This is a genomic window from Sporosarcina sp. ZBG7A, from assembly GCF_000813425.1.
GTDB lineage: Bacteria > Bacillota > Bacilli > Bacillales_A > Planococcaceae > Sporosarcina.
On the sequence record NZ_JWIB01000062.1, the window covers coordinates 1 to 14,318 of the forward strand.

General features: G+C 43.8%; 15 protein-coding genes and 6 tRNA genes. 4 read left to right on the top strand and 17 right to left on the bottom strand.

Going from position 1 to position 14,318, the window contains the following annotated elements; translation table 11 throughout:
* Positions 1 to 182 precede the first annotated feature (182 nt).
* From RL70_RS16690 to RL70_RS16710, 6 genes are all read right to left on the bottom strand, one after another.
* Positions 183 to 971 (bottom strand): S9 family peptidase, encoded by a 789-nt coding sequence (locus RL70_RS16690; RefSeq protein WP_039044530.1) that lies wholly within the window; start codon positions 969 to 971, stop codon positions 183 to 185.
* Positions 961 to 1,416, bottom strand: a complete 456-nt coding sequence (locus RL70_RS16695) for an NUDIX domain-containing protein (RefSeq protein ID WP_039044531.1) — start codon at positions 1,414 to 1,416, stop codon at positions 961 to 963. Before RL70_RS16695 ends, RL70_RS16690 begins: the two co-directional genes overlap by 11 nt.
* A gap of 34 nt (positions 1,417 to 1,450) precedes the next feature.
* On the bottom strand, positions 1,451 to 1,801 hold the full coding sequence (locus RL70_RS16700) for a transposase (RefSeq protein ID WP_231567295.1): 351 nt from the start codon (positions 1,799 to 1,801) through the stop codon (positions 1,451 to 1,453).
* A gap of 36 nt (positions 1,802 to 1,837) precedes the next feature.
* Positions 1,838 to 3,181, bottom strand: coding sequence for an NAD-dependent malic enzyme (locus RL70_RS16705; protein WP_039044532.1), 1,344 nt, complete (start codon positions 3,179 to 3,181; stop codon positions 1,838 to 1,840).
* A 132-nt stretch (positions 3,182 to 3,313) separates the two neighbouring features.
* Positions 3,314 to 3,487 carry a putative motility protein gene (locus RL70_RS17690; protein ID WP_082003464.1) on the bottom strand — a complete coding sequence of 58 codons (174 nt, stop codon included), beginning with the start codon at positions 3,485 to 3,487 and terminating at the stop codon, positions 3,314 to 3,316.
* 61 nt (positions 3,488 to 3,548) lie between these two features.
* Positions 3,549 to 3,998 (bottom strand): Dps family protein, encoded by a 450-nt coding sequence (locus tag RL70_RS16710; protein ID WP_039044533.1) that lies wholly within the window; start codon positions 3,996 to 3,998, stop codon positions 3,549 to 3,551.
* 103 nt (positions 3,999 to 4,101) lie between these two features.
* Between RL70_RS16710 and yidD the strand changes: the two genes are divergently transcribed.
* The gene (yidD, locus tag RL70_RS16715; RefSeq protein ID WP_039044534.1) at positions 4,102 to 4,329 is read left to right on the top strand and encodes a membrane protein insertion efficiency factor YidD; all 228 of its coding nucleotides are present in this window, start codon (positions 4,102 to 4,104) and stop codon (positions 4,327 to 4,329) included.
* 92 nt (positions 4,330 to 4,421) lie between these two features.
* The gene (locus tag RL70_RS16720; protein WP_039044535.1) at positions 4,422 to 5,393 is read left to right on the top strand and encodes a metal ABC transporter solute-binding protein, Zn/Mn family; all 972 of its coding nucleotides are present in this window, start codon (positions 4,422 to 4,424) and stop codon (positions 5,391 to 5,393) included.
* A 58-nt stretch (positions 5,394 to 5,451) separates the two neighbouring features.
* Here the strand turns inward: RL70_RS16720 and RL70_RS16725 are convergent, their stop codons facing one another.
* From RL70_RS16725 to RL70_RS16745, 5 genes are all read right to left on the bottom strand, one after another.
* Positions 5,452 to 6,900, bottom strand: a complete 1,449-nt coding sequence (locus RL70_RS16725; RefSeq protein WP_039044536.1) for an o-succinylbenzoate--CoA ligase — start codon at positions 6,898 to 6,900, stop codon at positions 5,452 to 5,454.
* A 63-nt stretch (positions 6,901 to 6,963) separates the two neighbouring features.
* Positions 6,964 to 7,782 (bottom strand): 1,4-dihydroxy-2-naphthoyl-CoA synthase, encoded by an 819-nt coding sequence (gene menB / locus RL70_RS16730; protein WP_039044537.1) that lies wholly within the window; start codon positions 7,780 to 7,782, stop codon positions 6,964 to 6,966.
* A gap of 17 nt (positions 7,783 to 7,799) precedes the next feature.
* A complete protein-coding gene (gene menH / locus RL70_RS16735; RefSeq protein WP_052246022.1) occupies positions 7,800 to 8,624 on the bottom strand; it encodes a 2-succinyl-6-hydroxy-2,4-cyclohexadiene-1-carboxylate synthase in 825 nt (274 codons plus the stop codon).
* Positions 8,614 to 10,332: a 2-succinyl-5-enolpyruvyl-6-hydroxy-3-cyclohexene-1-carboxylic-acid synthase gene (gene menD, locus RL70_RS16740; RefSeq protein WP_039044538.1), complete on the bottom strand. Its 1,719-nt coding sequence runs from the start codon at positions 10,330 to 10,332 to the stop codon at positions 8,614 to 8,616. The genes menH and menD overlap by 11 nt, the downstream gene beginning before the upstream one ends.
* Complete coding sequence (locus RL70_RS16745; protein ID WP_039044539.1) at positions 10,325 to 11,713, bottom strand: isochorismate synthase MenF; 1,389 nt, start codon at positions 11,711 to 11,713, stop codon at positions 10,325 to 10,327. The genes menD and RL70_RS16745 overlap by 8 nt, the downstream gene beginning before the upstream one ends.
* A gap of 157 nt (positions 11,714 to 11,870) precedes the next feature.
* Between RL70_RS16745 and RL70_RS16750 the strand changes: the two genes are divergently transcribed.
* Positions 11,871 to 12,788, top strand: coding sequence for a 1,4-dihydroxy-2-naphthoate polyprenyltransferase (locus tag RL70_RS16750; protein WP_039044540.1), 918 nt, complete (start codon positions 11,871 to 11,873; stop codon positions 12,786 to 12,788).
* Between the two features lie 212 nt (positions 12,789 to 13,000).
* Positions 13,001 to 13,735 carry a TraR/DksA C4-type zinc finger protein gene (locus tag RL70_RS16755; RefSeq protein WP_039044541.1) on the top strand — a complete coding sequence of 245 codons (735 nt, stop codon included), beginning with the start codon at positions 13,001 to 13,003 and terminating at the stop codon, positions 13,733 to 13,735.
* Positions 13,736 to 13,778: 43 nt separating this feature from the next.
* On the opposite strand, the gene RL70_RS16760 is transcribed toward RL70_RS16755, so the two are convergent.
* From RL70_RS16760 to RL70_RS16785, 6 genes are all read right to left on the bottom strand, one after another.
* Positions 13,779 to 13,850, bottom strand: a tRNA-Glu gene (locus tag RL70_RS16760).
* A 9-nt stretch (positions 13,851 to 13,859) separates the two neighbouring features.
* Positions 13,860 to 13,950 (bottom strand) — tRNA-Ser (locus RL70_RS16765).
* A gap of 6 nt (positions 13,951 to 13,956) precedes the next feature.
* Positions 13,957 to 14,031, bottom strand: a tRNA-Asn gene (locus RL70_RS16770).
* A gap of 4 nt (positions 14,032 to 14,035) precedes the next feature.
* Positions 14,036 to 14,109 (bottom strand) — tRNA-Ile (locus RL70_RS16775).
* Between the two features lie 4 nt (positions 14,110 to 14,113).
* Positions 14,114 to 14,187, bottom strand: a tRNA-Gly gene (locus RL70_RS16780).
* A 5-nt stretch (positions 14,188 to 14,192) separates the two neighbouring features.
* Positions 14,193 to 14,268, bottom strand: a tRNA-Phe gene (locus RL70_RS16785).
* Positions 14,269 to 14,318: the final 50 nt, after the last annotated feature.

The following is a 14,318-nucleotide window of genomic DNA, read 5'->3' on the forward strand; positions in this document are numbered from 1 at the left end:
AAGCGACGAGGAGGCTGAGGGCAAGCCCCCGGAAAGCGCCCGTCCGGAACGGAGATCAACGGCCTGTTATCCTTCATTTTTAGAGTCAACGATGCAAAAAGACAAAAGGGATGAAAATCAAATCGATTTCCATCCCTTTTGTCTACAGTATGAGAACCTTCCAGACAGGAAGGTTCTTTTTTTCAGGTTTGAGCTCTCATCCAATTAGTGAGATCCCTAACAATTTGTGCATTGTGCCACGATGGGAAGTGATGGGTATAGTCTTGGAAATACCATGTTTCGTAGGTTTTCTGATTCTCCCGAAGTGCATCCTCTAGCATGATGGCTTGTTCAAACGACACGTTTTCGTCTTTCATGCCGTGGATGATGAGTACGGGTGCGTTAATCTCTTCCACTCTGAACAGTGCCGTTCGTTCTCGGTATGCATCTGGTGCACTATTCGGTGAGCCGCCAATTACACGTTTCATCATCCGCCGCATATCTTCTCGCTCTTTATACGTAAAGACAACATCCGATACACCTGCCCAGTGGACGGTGGACGTAATATCATCCCGTAAAATTGCAGTCCAGAGCGCCATAATACCGCCCCTTGAGAAAGAAAACAAATGAATCCGTCCTTCTTTCCATTTAGGACTCTGTTTTAACACATCGACCGCATTCACTGCGTCTCGAAGGTCCGCACCAGCAAACTCATCGCGCCCTTCTCCACCACGATTCCCCCGATAATATGGAGCAAAAACGACAAACCCTTGGCTTGCGAATTGTGCAATCCGAGCAGGTCGCGCCATTCCAATGTGCTGAATGCCGCCTCTCATATAAATGAGACCTTCGTAACTTCCCGCTTCTTTTGGTTCTGCAAGCATTCCTTTTACTTTTAACCCGTCAGAGAAATACGTGATTTCAGTGAGGTCTACCATAGGATTAGGTGATGGATAAGCTCGCTTCGAAAGGATCTGAGCATCAGAGTACATGTTGCTCCACCCAACTTCTAAGTTCGCTCATCCCCTTATCCTTCATATGGAAGCTGAGAGTATCGCAGCGATCTAATTGCTCTCCCGTTAACCAAAGAGGGCCGTCCGTTTCAAAACGCTCTGCGTCCTCATCAATATCGACAACATCTGCTGTAAACACTGCTTTGCAAAATGGAGGATCGGTATAGACGACGTACTCAGCGAATTTCACTAAATTCTTAACGGTTACCCCTGTTTCTTCCATAACTTCTCGGATTGCAGCGTCATCAATTGTTTCACCGTGTTCTGCTTTGCCACCTGGAAATTCCACTCCACGTATCTTATGAGTAGTCAGCAACCACTTACCTTCGTGCTTAAGCACAACAAGAACGTGACGTGCTTCTAAATCTTGTTCCCCAAAAACGAGCTCTACGCGGCTTCCTTTTAGGTCGTCAAATGTTAACATCGCTTTGCACACCCTATCTAGCTGATCCGCCCACTTACATGTTTCCAGCACCTTTATAACCTACAACTGGCTGTCGGAAAAATGGTAGCTGTTCTATGAACGCCTTGGATTCATCATCCGTGAATTCATGGATTAGCGCATACATTTTGTATAAGCGCAGGTCGACTTTGTGATTATCCCGATCATAATGATAAGGCACATATGGTAAATGGGATCTCAGAAAGTTTGTAAATTCTAATTCATGTGTCTGATCAAACAAGTGATGAAAAACCTCAATGTACTCCTTTGGAATATTCACTACATATTCATAAGGTGAATCGAATTCATGGATATTGATTTGTTGATGAGCGACTGATACATACATTGTAAATTTTCCATCTGCCAAAGTAATCCCAACCTTTTTTAAAGTAGTATGGACCACTTAGGCATGAGTATGTGCATGTGTTTTCTGCAAGTTTAAATTAGCTACTTTTTCAACAGCATCTGCAACGTTTTGATGGACATTCGGATCTAAAGGATGTGGCACGAGATCCCCGTGTTTTGTAGAATCTACAATGGCAAGTGCAGCTGCAATAAGCATTTCATACGTAATCTTATTCGTTTTTGCATTTAATGCTCCGCGGAAAATTCCTGGGAATCCAAGAACATTATTCACAAGTCGTCCGTCAGCTGCAAAAGCAGCACCTGCTTCCAGCGCAACTTCAGGTTGAATCTCAGCATGTGGATTCGATAGCGCTAAAATAATTTGACCTGGACGAACCATTTCCGGTTTGATCAACCCTTGTACACCCGTTGTTGCAATAACGATATCACTTGTTGCCATAATCTCTTCCAACGAGTTAGCAGTTGAGCCACCGTATTTCGCAAGGCGCTCTAACGCTTGTTCATTCATGTCAATACCTTGCATTTTCTTAACCCCATAAGCCATCATCATTCGACTGATTGCAAGTCCAGCTGCGCCCAATCCGATTTGACCTACTACAGAGTCTTCCAATTTCACCCCTGCTTGGCGGCAAGCAGAAAGGGTTGAAGCGAGAGCAACGACTGCAGTTCCGTGCTGGTCATCGTGCATAACAGGAATATCGAGCTCTGCCTTCAATCGTTCTTCGATTTCGAAGCAATGAGGTGAGCCAATGTCTTCTAATAGAATCCCACCAAATCCTTGATGGATATGTTTCACGGTTTCTACAACCTGATCAGGGTCACTTGTATCGAGTAAAATTGGAATCCCACTAATACCTGCAAATTGATCGAACAATACGGCTTTACCTTCCATTACTGGCATTCCTGCTACAGGTCCGATATTTCCCAATCCTAAAATAGCTGTTCCGTCAGTTACAATCGCCACAGTATTCGAAATACCTGTGAAAAACTGTGCTTGCTGTGGATCTTTTTCAATCACTTTACATACGTTCGCAACTCCCGGCGTATAGACACGACGTAAATCGCCAAGCGAGCGGATTTCAACTTTGCCTTTCATATGTATCTTTCCACCTTCATGTGCACGCAGCACATCATCGGAAATCGCCTGTACTTGAATCTCATCACCGATTGCATTGATAGCCTCAACAATTTTCTCCAATTGCTCGACGTCGTTACACTGGACAGAAACGTCACGGATTGTAGTCAATGTACCCACTTTTATGGTCTGGATATCACCTATATCACCTTCTAGTTGGCCAATCGCATATGCAACTTTTGCGAAGTTACCAGGTTTTGAAGGCGTTTCAATAATCAAATTCCGTAAATAGGGTGTATTTGTCATACTAATTTCTCCTTTTTCTGAATCGAATATTCACAGTTTAGTCACAGACCTATTTTACACATCAGCTATCAGTTGTTCAATGAAATAGAAAAAAACAATGCATCCTTCCTAATCGGAAGGGTGCATTGTCAGTTAAGCTTTGATATCTATTGCTGAGCCTTTAAAAGGATGAGCGGCATCAGGCAAAGATTGCAACATTTCAGTTGCTGCAGATGCATTTGCAGTCATTGCTTTGTCCAAAATAGATAATTTTACAGTCGATTGAAGACTCCGCAACTGGCTAGACATGATGGATGAAATATCCAAAATAATCAGCTCCTCTCTCCCTATTTATCGGTCAGACTAGATAGTCATGAAGGAATTTTTCTTAATTGTTATCTTCACCAAGAAATGCATTCAACATCCATTGATGCTTTTCAATCCCTTGATAAATTGCATTTAACAAATCCTCAGTCATGAAGTCGCCAGCATCTCCAGCTAATTTCATGCCCGTTTTTAATGATTTCATAATCGAGTCAAAATCATTTACGATTGTTGACACCATTTGCTCAGCTTTTTCACTGCCATTCGCTTCTTTTACAACTGACTCTGATAAATGTTCTTTCATTGTAGCAGTCGGTTTTCCTCCAAGAGTTAGAACGCGTTCTGCGATATCATCCATATGTTGCGTAGCTTCGTCGTATAGTTCTTCAAATTTAGCGTGCAGTGTGAAGAATTGCTTTCCTTTTACATACCAGTGGTAGTTATGTAATTTTGTATACATGACTGACCAAGTGGATACTTGTGTGTTCAATTCTTTGATTAATTCTGTTGACATAATGAAACGACCTCTTTTCTATGAATTTTGTCTAATACTTCTCTCTGTTATTTTACCACCGAACGGTTTAAACTAAACGTACAATACTTTAGGAGCGGTTTACATGAAAAAGCTTGTTTTGTTACTCATTCGCTTTTATCAAAAAATGATTTCGCCACTTACGCCACCCTCTTGCAGATTCTATCCTACCTGCTCGCATTATGGAGTCGAAGCCGTGGAAACTCATGGTGTCGTTAAGGGAATGTGGCTGACAATTGTCCGGATTTCAAAGTGCCATCCTTTTCATAAAGGCGGATTTGACCCTGTTCCTGCCAAGAAAGAAAAAGTCTAATAACTCTTTTAGTTGTCAAGTGCTTCTCCATTTAGTATGATGAAGAAGCACTTTTTAAATCGTAATGATTACGTATTGGAGGATTTAGGCAGATGACACGAAACCGGATACTAATAGGACTTCTTCTTCTCACGCTCGTACTTGGGGCTTGTGGGAAAAAGGATGATTCGAATGGAAGTAAAGCAGACGATGGAAAACTCGAGGTGTATACAACAGTTTATCCACTACAATATTTTACGGAACGAATTGGTGGTGACACAGTTTCTGTAAAATCGATCTACCCAGCAGGAACCGATGAGCATTCATTCGATCCGACCCAAAAAGAAATGATGAAACTGGCAGATTCAGATTTGTTTTTCTATGTGGGGCTTGGACTTGAAGGTTTTGTAGAAAATGCAGAAAAAACATTAAAAAATCAACACGTTAAGTTACTTCCGACAGGCGAACATATCGATCAGTCAAAGCTAATGGAAGGTCATCATCATGATTCGGATGAAGAGGAACATGGGCATGAACATGAGGGGGAAGAGCATTCAGAAGGCAACACCGATCCCCACGTATGGATTTCCCCTGTTCTTAGCATGGACTTAGCTAAAGCTGTTCGAGATGGACTTACAGAGCAAGCTCCAGAGAACAAAGAACTGTATGAAAAGAACTTTGAAGCGTTGAAAAGCGATTTAGGATCGTTGGATAAAGAATTTGCAACAATGGTAAATCAGGCAGCTTCAAAAAATTTTTTTGTTTCACATGCTGCTTTCGGCTATCTAGCTAATGAATACGGATTAGAGCAGATTTCCATTGCTGGTCTCAACACACAAAACGAGCCATCCCAAAAGGAACTCGCCCACATTGTGGAAGAAGCAAAAGAAGCTCATGTGAAAACAATTCTCTTTGAACAAAACGTGAGCTCTAAACTGACTAAAGTCGTCCAAAATGAAATTGGAGCAGACTCCGCCATTCTTCATAACTTGTCTGTCCTGACGAAAGAGGATATTGCCAACAAAGAGGATTATTTCTCATTGATGAAACGCAATATTCAAGTGTTGTCTGAAGCACTTAATTAAAAAGCTAGAGGTTGGAAGGGAAATATTTTCTCCTTCCTCCCCTAGCCTTTTTTTGTTTTTAATTATCCATAGTAAACCTTTCGCGAAGTTCCTTCCTCATTAATTTGTTCGATGCGTTTCGAGGTAATTCATCGACAAATTGAAAGGATTTCGGAACTTTATAAGACGCTAGTCTAGTTTGACAAAACTCGCGTAGGCCTCCAACTGTAACCGGTGATCGCAAAATGATAAACGCTGCGGGAACTGATCCCCATTCGTCGCTTGGCATTGCACATACGCCTGCCTCTACCACTTCTGGATGCTCCACAAGCACTGACTCTATCTCCGCAGGATAGATGTTTTCCCCACCAGAGATGATCAGGTCAGAACGTCGATCAGAGACAAATAAAAAGCCTTCTTCATCGAAATACCCGATATCCCCGGAATGCAGCCAGCCATTTCTCAATGCTTGAGTGCCAGTATTCTTTCCTATATATCCTTTAGTGACGTGTGGCCCCTTAATGAGAATTTCCCCTTTAACAAATGGCTCTTTTTCTCCGTCAATTTGGATATCTGTGAAAAATAACGGTTTTCCTGCTGACCCTGGCTTTCGTAATGCATCTTCAGCCGAAAGCGTCGCTGTCTGTGAGCTAGTTTCTGTCATACCGTACGTTTGTAATACAGGGAGCCCACATTGTTCTGCACGCTTTAAATAGCTAACAGGAACGGGACCGCCACCGGCAAGAAGTGTGCGGAATTTTGGATGGACAGACAACTTTTCGTTTTCAATAACTGTTAGTAATCGTTCGAGTGTGACCGCCACAACAGACATTCCTGACACACGTCCGTTACTGATTTCATCAGCCGCTACTGCAGCATCAAATTTGTCAAACAACCTCACTTCGGAGCCATACAAAACGGCTCTCGCTAAAATAGAGAAACCACTAATATGAAATAGAGGCATCATGTGGAGCCATGCATCTCCATCATGTAGGCCGCTGTTCAAAACAGCAGATAGCGCACTCGATGTATGATTTTGTGCAGTTTGACGAACCCCTTTCGGAAATCCTGTCGTTCCCGATGTGTACATAATCGTTAGCGTCCGATCTTCTTCCCACACTTGCTCCAGTTGCAAAGATTTCGAATCCAACTGAAGAAAGTCATCATAAACAATACTCCGGCAAACCTGCTGCTCTGCTTTTTTACGGAATGCTTCTTCACAGATGAGCAAATTCGATTGTGAATCTTCCAACTGGTACTCGATTTCTTCTTTTGTCAATCTTGCATTCAGCATCACCATTTCTACCCCTGCAAGCAGACAGCCATGGATTAACAGTGCCATCTCGGCAGACGTTCCTCCAAGTAAGGCAATACGGCTCCCTCGTTCAAGTCCAAGTGAACGTAGTTTCCCCGCTCGGTCCAATGCCTCTTCTTTCAGATTAAGATAAGACCATGTTCGACCTTGAAAGGTCAATGCAGGGGTATGAGGCGTTAATGCTGCGCGTTTTAATAACCAATTGGGAATCATTGTTTTACCTCCTTTCCATAAAGAAAAAACTGCCCAATAGGCAGTCTTTTCGTTTTGTGTTCATTAAGGGAATCGTGGGAATTGACCGAAGTCCGGCTTACGCTTTTCTTTGAACGCATCGCGGCCTTCTTTCGCTTCGTCTGATGTGTAGTACAACAATGTAGCGTCGCCAGCCAATTGCTGAAGTCCTGCTAATCCATCTGTATCCGCATTCATCGCTGCTTTCAAGAAACGAAGTGCAGTTGGACTCATAGAGAGCATTTCTTCACACCATTGAACGGTTTCATCTTCAAGTTGCTCATAAGGAACAACTGTGTTGACTAATCCCATATCCAACGCATCTTGTGCACTGTATTGGCGGCACAAGTACCAAATTTCACGCGCTTTCTTGTGTCCGATAATACGTGCGAGGTAACCTGACCCGTATCCAGCATCGAACGAACCTACTTTAGGTCCTGTTTGGCCAAAGATTGCATTGTCTGCAGCAATCGTTAAGTCACATACGACATGAAGTACGTGGCCTCCGCCAATTGCGTAGCCCGCTACCATAGCAACAACTGGCTTTGGAATAACACGGATCAAACGCTGTAGGTCAAGGACGTTCAAACGTGGAATCTCGTCGTCACCAACGTATCCGCCGTGGCCGCGTACTTTCTGGTCTCCACCAGAACAGAATGCTTTTTCGCCTTCTCCTGTTAAAACGATGACTCCGATACTTTCGTCGTCACGTGCACGAGAAAAAGCATCAATCATTTCCATTACCGTTTTTGGACGGAATGCATTTCGTACTTCTGGACGGTTGATCGTCACTTTCGCAATGCCATTGTACTTTTCATACTTAATATCTTCGTATGTATGAAGTGTTTCCCATTGTCGTGTCATGGTTGTCCTCCTAGAAATCATTTTTGATTTACAATCTCATCTATTATTGTAGCAAATTCTTCAGGTTTTTCCACGTGGATTGCATGGCCTGCATTTTCTACCGTGAAATGTTGGACGTTTGGCAGTAAGTTCTTCATCTCCAAAGCAATCGTTTCAAACTTTATATCGAGGGATCCTGTAACTAGAATCACGGGATACATCTGCTTAGAAAGTACTTCCCAGTATGATGGCTGACTGCCTGTCCCGATACCAATCAGGCTGTTTGCTAAGCCTTGCGGGTCTTGACTCAGCCGCTCATTGCGCACTTCTTCTTTTTGTTCTTCTGACATTGACTTCTGAGAGTCGAATAGAGCTAGGTTCTCCCAGAAATCCACGAAATCCACGAAAGGTTCGTGTAAAAGTCGATTCGCTAATTTGGCATCCCGTTGCTTTCTTTCAGAACGCTCTGCTTCCGTTTTAAGGCCGGGCGAAGCACTTTCCAGGACTAGTCGTTGAATTCGCTTAGGGAAAGATGTCGCGTACCCTAGCGCAGTTCGACCGCCCATGGAATAACCGACTAATGTGAACGTTGTTAGCTCCAATTGGTTGAACAATTGCTCTAGATCTGCAGTCTGTCTCTCCATTGAATAATCGGAACTGTTCTCAGGTTTGTCTGAACGCCCGTGCCCCCATAAATCGATTGCAATAGTGTGGACCTTCCCTTCAAGAAGTGAACTGATTGTACTCCACGTAGCTATACTTCCCGTAAAGCCATGAAGGAATACTACAACTGGAAGAGAAGGATCACCATTACGTTGCACATGCATTGAATGCCCATTGACTGTGATCCGATCAGAACCCATTACGTTCGAGCTCCTCTCCTATCTCACTCCATAATTCACGGTGTGCCTGAACATTTTGTTCCCGAACTGAAATCATCTCGATGATCCGCAGTGGAGCTGTCTTCTCTTCCGCTAATTGACCTTCTAGCTGTTCTATCGATGAAACCGAGTCATATTGAATGCCGTACATCTCTGCAAGCGGGGCAAATGACAAACCCGTTGGTGTGCCAAAGAGCTGTTCAAAATGATTCGGAATCGACGCTTGAGGTAAGTAAGAGAAAATACCACCGCCATCATTGTTGCTCACAATAATAGTTAAATCCATCGTCTGCATGCGAGAGATTAGCAACCCATTCACATCATGCATGAACGACAAATCACCAATTAGAAGCCAAGCCGGTCTCTTCCGGGCTGTTTGAATACCGAGAGCCGTCGAAACGACCCCATCAATCCCGTTAGCTCCGCGATTCGAGAAAATCGCGATATCCCGATCTGTCTTGCGGAAATATGTGTCCAAATCACGGATCGGCATACTACTCCCACTAATCAGATCACTTCCATCCGGTAAAGATGCTAATAACGTGCGAACATAGTCACCCTCATGAACTTCCTCACTCCGGTAACTTTCGGTCATTTCAGCGGCGAGTTCGTTTGCTTTACTCCATATCTCCGTATAAGATGACTCCTGATGAGTGAAAGCTCCAGCTGACAGTATTTCCATAGCATTCACTTGCAAATGGTGTGTGGCAATACCGAGCGGATCACGGAAGATCGGGGATTCGTCCACGACTATAAATGTTTGTGGTCGCACCTTCTTCAAAAATAACGTTAACGGTTTAGAAACAGGTTGAGGTCCAATACGAATGACCGCATCTGGCTCTGCTTGAGCTGCAAAGGATTCGTTTTTCAGCAATGCATCATAGGAGTCAATGCATAAATGACGACAATCCTCTGGAACTTCAGACCGCAAATTGGATAATGGATCGCAAATTACAGGCCAATTCATTCTCTTTGCGAATTCCCACACCTGGTTTTTATCAACCCCCGGAAGACATTCACCAATCACAAGAATTCCCCGTGTTGCGGAACCGATTAGTTCACTCACCTGATTCTTCTGCTCAGTTGTCAGTGTTGTGTGACCAGAAATCCGCTCCATAAACGTAACTGTCGGTAGTTCTTGCTCGAAATCGATCAACAACGGCTCCCGGAATGGGGCATTGAGATGTACCGGTCCTTTAGGTTCAGTGACCGCCATACCTATAGCACGAGCAATTTGTCGTTCTAAAAAGTCATCGACAGCAGCCGAATCTTCAGGTATCGGTAGATCCACGTCATATTTAACGTGAGGATCAAACATCCCCATTTGACGGATAGCTTGTGGCGCACCGACATCACGTAATTCGTATGGTCGATCCGCCGTGATTACAATCAATGGAACGCGAGCATAAAACGCTTCTGTTACTGCTGGATGATAGTTAGACGCAGCTGTGCCTGATGTACATAACAGGACAACCGGTAATTGTGTCACCTTCGCTAACCCAAGAGCGAAAAATCCAGCAGAACGTTCGTCTACGTGCAAATGGACATCTACTTGTTCTGTGGAAGCTAGTGCATAAGCAAGTGGAGTGGAACGCGATCCCGGACTAATCACTGCATGCGCGACTCCCATTCTGACAAGACTTTCTGCCATTCTTCTCACATGATTCGTTAACGTTTTACGATTATCCATTTAGCGAACCTCCAAGTGCACGTAACATCGGTCTGAATTTCACCCATGTCTCTTCATATTCCTGAGTGGGATCTGAGTCTGCTACAATTCCTCCACCGGCATATAACCATGCGTTCTTCTGTTCCAGCAATGCTGAACGTATCGCTACCGCAAATTCACCGTTTCCAGATACATCTGTCCAGCCTACTGGAGCGGCATAATACCCTCGATCGAGATTTTCTTCCTGACGAATCAGTTCCCTAGCAATGGGTGTTGGGAAGCCCCCAAGCGCAGGTGTGGGATGAAGTGCTTTTACGAATTGGAAGATACTACTTTCAGCTCCCAATCGTCCTTGAACCGGCGTATGCAAATGTTGGATATCTCGTACTTTCATCAACTTAGGTCGAGATGCGGCTGTATAGGAAGCGCAAAGCAAGTCGAATACGCCAGTAATCATATCGACCACGTATTGGTGTTCTTCTCTATTCTTTTTGTCTCCGAGTAGTTCATTACCTAACTGCTGATCCTCGTCCGCACTGCTCCCCCGCTTGATAGATCCAGCAACGCATGCAGAAAAAGCTTGTCCGTCTTTTATTTCGATCAATCGCTCAGGAGTGGCACCGAAAAAGAATTGAGAGCCATTCTCAAGTCCGAAATTGTAACTGTCCCGTTGCTCGTTAGCGACAGATTGAAGTGCAGCTACTGGTGGAATCGGTTGCTCAAATTGCAGAGCTAATTTCCGTGCGATGACTACTTTTTCAGCTTCACCCATTTGAATCTTCTCTGTAATCCGTTGAACGGCTTTTAGATAATGCCCTTTACGAAGCTCCTTCATCGATAACAGCAATGGCTTTTCGGTTGATACAGATTCCTGTACTTGTGCCATATGGATAAGTTGGTCACGTTGCTTGCGAAGTGCTTCAAATTGGAGAACTGTTTCAGCTTCCTCAGAGATTAAATTTATTGCAACAAGAGTTTTTCCATTTTCTATCTTCAACTGGAATGTAGGCACAGCAAAAAGAGCATCCGGGAAATTTTCCCACTCTGAAGGAGTGGATGAGCGTTTTTCCTCAAAAGAAAATCCACCGAACAACACTGGATCCATATCTTTGTCTTCTTTAATAAGTGCATCACAATAGTGTTTCCATTTGGATTCAATCGTATCAAAGCGATCGGTTCCAGGTTCATCAGTTATCGTCAACGCATGTCCAATTCCAACAAGCGTCATCGTTTTAGATGCATTTTCCCAATAAAAACGATGAGAATCATGGATGAACGCCCCTGCCTCAAAAAAAGACAGCGGTGATATTCCGCCCGCCTCAATAGTTTCTGTAAAGAAGCGGACATGCGGCATAGCTGCCGTTTTTTCTCGGCTAGGCAAGTCCGTAAACTTCCGATTCATAGTATTCTCTCCTCATGTGGCAAACTCATGGTGCCAATTCTACTTCCATTATAGCGGAAATCGGGCTACTACGCATTTTTAAGAACCTGAAGGATTCCGTATTTGTGCCGAATAGAGTACAATAAGACTTGCATGTTTAAACGAAGGAGAGAAAGAAATGCAAGATACTATTAAAATTGAAACTGGTTGGAGAATGTGGTGGCAGCTAACTCGTCCACATACATTGACCGCAGCTTTTGCTCCTGTGTTCCTTGGCACGATGCTTGCGTTGCCATTCGGACAACTGGACTACCTATTATTCGCTGCCATGTTGCTCGCAAGTGTTTTCATTCAAATGGCGACCAATATGTTTAACGAGTACTACGATTTTAAACGTGGACTCGATACGGAAGATTCTGTCGGCATTGGCGGGACAATCGTACGTAACAAAGTAAATCCTAAGACGATTCTAAATTTGGCACTGCTCCTATATGGCGTTTCGATTCTTTTAGGTGTTTATATCTGTATGCAATCATCTTGGTGGATTGCAGTAGTTGGTTTAATCTCAATGGCTATCGGCTACTTCTACACAGGAGGACCTTATCCAATAGCATACACTCCGCTTGGAGAACTATTCTCTGGAGTCGTCATGGGAATGCTGTTAGTCCTAATCGCGTTCTACATCCAGACAGGTACCGTGTCAGAACGTGCTGTTCTACTGTCCATTCCAAGTGTATTGCTCGTAGCAGCAATCATGATGGCAAACAACATCCGTGATTTGGAAGGAGATAAAATAGGGGGCAGAAAAACACTAGCTATTTTGTTTGGACGACCAACTGCAATTCGTATTCAAAGCGGATTCTTTATCCTCGCTTTCGCATGGATTATTGCATTAGTTCTTTTTGGTGGATTGACACCGTGGAGTCTCCTGGTCATTCTTTGTGTAAAAAAACCTATTAGTGCAATTAAAATCTTTAAAAATTTCGAGCTCCCATTACAGGTGATGCCTGCTATGAAATACACCGCTCAAACAAACACATTCTTTTGTCTGTTACTAGCAATCGGATTACTAATTGAGCATCTCACAACTAAATAATTACATGTTACATGAGGCTATACAGAGTCAGTGAAAACTGATTCTGTATTAGCCTCTTTCTTTATGGCGCAAATCGAATTTAACGTCAAAAAGAACTCAAGAGGTTTAACAATTCCGCGAAAAAGGAAATCATTTAATTAACAGCTGAAGTACTAGTAATTTTGCTGTTCTGAATCATACTAGAACGTAAACCCATAAAGGACGTGAACGTAATGTTAACAAAAGAACAAACGACTACATTGAAAAAAGAGCTACTCCGTCTACAGGATCAGCTAACCATTACTGAAGAAAGAACCGATGTAGAAGAAAGTCCACAAGAAGAAATCGGCGAGCTGTCCACTTACGATAACCACCCCGCAGACATGGGAACGGAGTTATATGATCGCGAAAAGGACAGAGCATTGAATGTGCACGCTAGTGAAGAGCTTGAAAAGGTCCAGCATGCATTGGAAAATATGAAAGATGGCTCATACGGAGTATGTGAAAAATGCGGTAAAGAAATCCCTTACGAACGGTTAGAGGCAGTCCCCTACACTACGTTTTGTGTCGACGACGCTGTTCAGGAAGTTCCTGAAGACCGACCGGTAGAAGACGATTTGTTGAAGATGGCTAATCCAAATACATTTGCGGATAGAGATGAAGGTGCATATAAGGATCCCATCGACAGTTTTGAAGAAATTGCAAAATCGGGAACTTCAGAAACCCCTTCTGACTTTACTGGAGACCATGATGACTACGAATCGTTATACGACACAGCAATTGAAGATGGAAGTACAGAAGATATTGATGTGATCGCAACGAGTAACTTAGAGGGCGAACCTTCAGGTATAATTCGCGGAAATACAACATTAGCATACGAAGAGGAACTTGATGAGGAAGGGCTGGAATCAGAACTAGGCGACATTCCATATCGCAGTAAAGACAGTTATACCGATAACGATAAATAAAAAAGTTCCTAGTTGCGATATCGCAACTAGGAACTTTTAAGTATGACCCCTACGGGATTCGAACCCGTGTTACCGCCGTGAAAGGGCGGTGTCTTAACCGCTTGACCAAGGGGCCAAACAAATATGGCGGAGAAGGAGGGATTCGAACCCTCGCACCGCTTTCGCGATCTACACCCTTAGCAGGGGCGCCTCTTGAGCCACTTGAGTACTTCCCCGTAATATGGCTCCGCAGGTAGGACTCGAACCTACGACCGATCGGTTAACAGCCGATTGCTCTACCACTGAGCTACTGCGGAATAGTGGGCCTAAGTGGACTCGAACCACCGACCTCACGCTTATCAGGCGTGCGCTCTAACCAGCTGAGCTATAGGCCCAATATGGAGCGGGTGAAGGGAATCGAACCCTCATCATCAGCTTGGAAGGCTGAGGTTTTACCACTAAACTACACCCGCATAAATGGTGGCTCAGGACGGAATCGAACCGCCGACACAAGGATTTTCAGTCCTTTGCTCTACCGACTGAGCTACTGAGCCACATAGTGTTAATAGACTATGTATTAAAAGAAATGGCGGTCCCGACCGGG

What these genes read in the sequence shown, in the direction of transcription:
- RL70_RS16705 (WP_039044532.1), bottom strand. Translation starts at nt 3,181, where the DNA reads ATGACAAATACACCCTATTTACGGAATTTGATTATTGAAACGCCTTCA.
- RL70_RS16720 (WP_039044535.1), top strand. Translation starts at nt 4,422, where the DNA reads ATGACACGAAACCGGATACTAATAGGACTTCTTCTTCTCACGCTCGTA.
- RL70_RS16725 (WP_039044536.1), bottom strand. Translation starts at nt 6,900, where the DNA reads ATGATTCCCAATTGGTTATTAAAACGCGCAGCATTAACGCCTCATACC.
- menB (WP_039044537.1), bottom strand. Translation starts at nt 7,782, where the DNA reads ATGACACGACAATGGGAAACACTTCATACATACGAAGATATTAAGTAT.
- RL70_RS16750 (WP_039044540.1), top strand. Translation starts at nt 11,871, where the DNA reads ATGCAAGATACTATTAAAATTGAAACTGGTTGGAGAATGTGGTGGCAG.
- RL70_RS16755 (WP_039044541.1), top strand. Translation starts at nt 13,001, where the DNA reads ATGTTAACAAAAGAACAAACGACTACATTGAAAAAAGAGCTACTCCGT.
- RL70_RS16690 (WP_039044530.1), bottom strand. Translation starts at nt 971, where the DNA reads ATGTACTCTGATGCTCAGATCCTTTCGAAGCGAGCTTATCCATCACCT.
- RL70_RS16710 (WP_039044533.1), bottom strand. Translation starts at nt 3,998, where the DNA reads ATGTCAACAGAATTAATCAAAGAATTGAACACACAAGTATCCACTTGG.
- RL70_RS16745 (WP_039044539.1), bottom strand. Translation starts at nt 11,713, where the DNA reads ATGAATCGGAAGTTTACGGACTTGCCTAGCCGAGAAAAAACGGCAGCT.
- menH (WP_052246022.1), bottom strand. Translation starts at nt 8,624, where the DNA reads ATGGGTTCTGATCGGATCACAGTCAATGGGCATTCAATGCATGTGCAA.
- yidD (WP_039044534.1), top strand. Translation starts at nt 4,102, where the DNA reads ATGAAAAAGCTTGTTTTGTTACTCATTCGCTTTTATCAAAAAATGATT.
- menD (WP_039044538.1), bottom strand. Translation starts at nt 10,332, where the DNA reads ATGGATAATCGTAAAACGTTAACGAATCATGTGAGAAGAATGGCAGAA.
- RL70_RS16695 (WP_039044531.1), bottom strand. Translation starts at nt 1,416, where the DNA reads ATGTTAACATTTGACGACCTAAAAGGAAGCCGCGTAGAGCTCGTTTTT.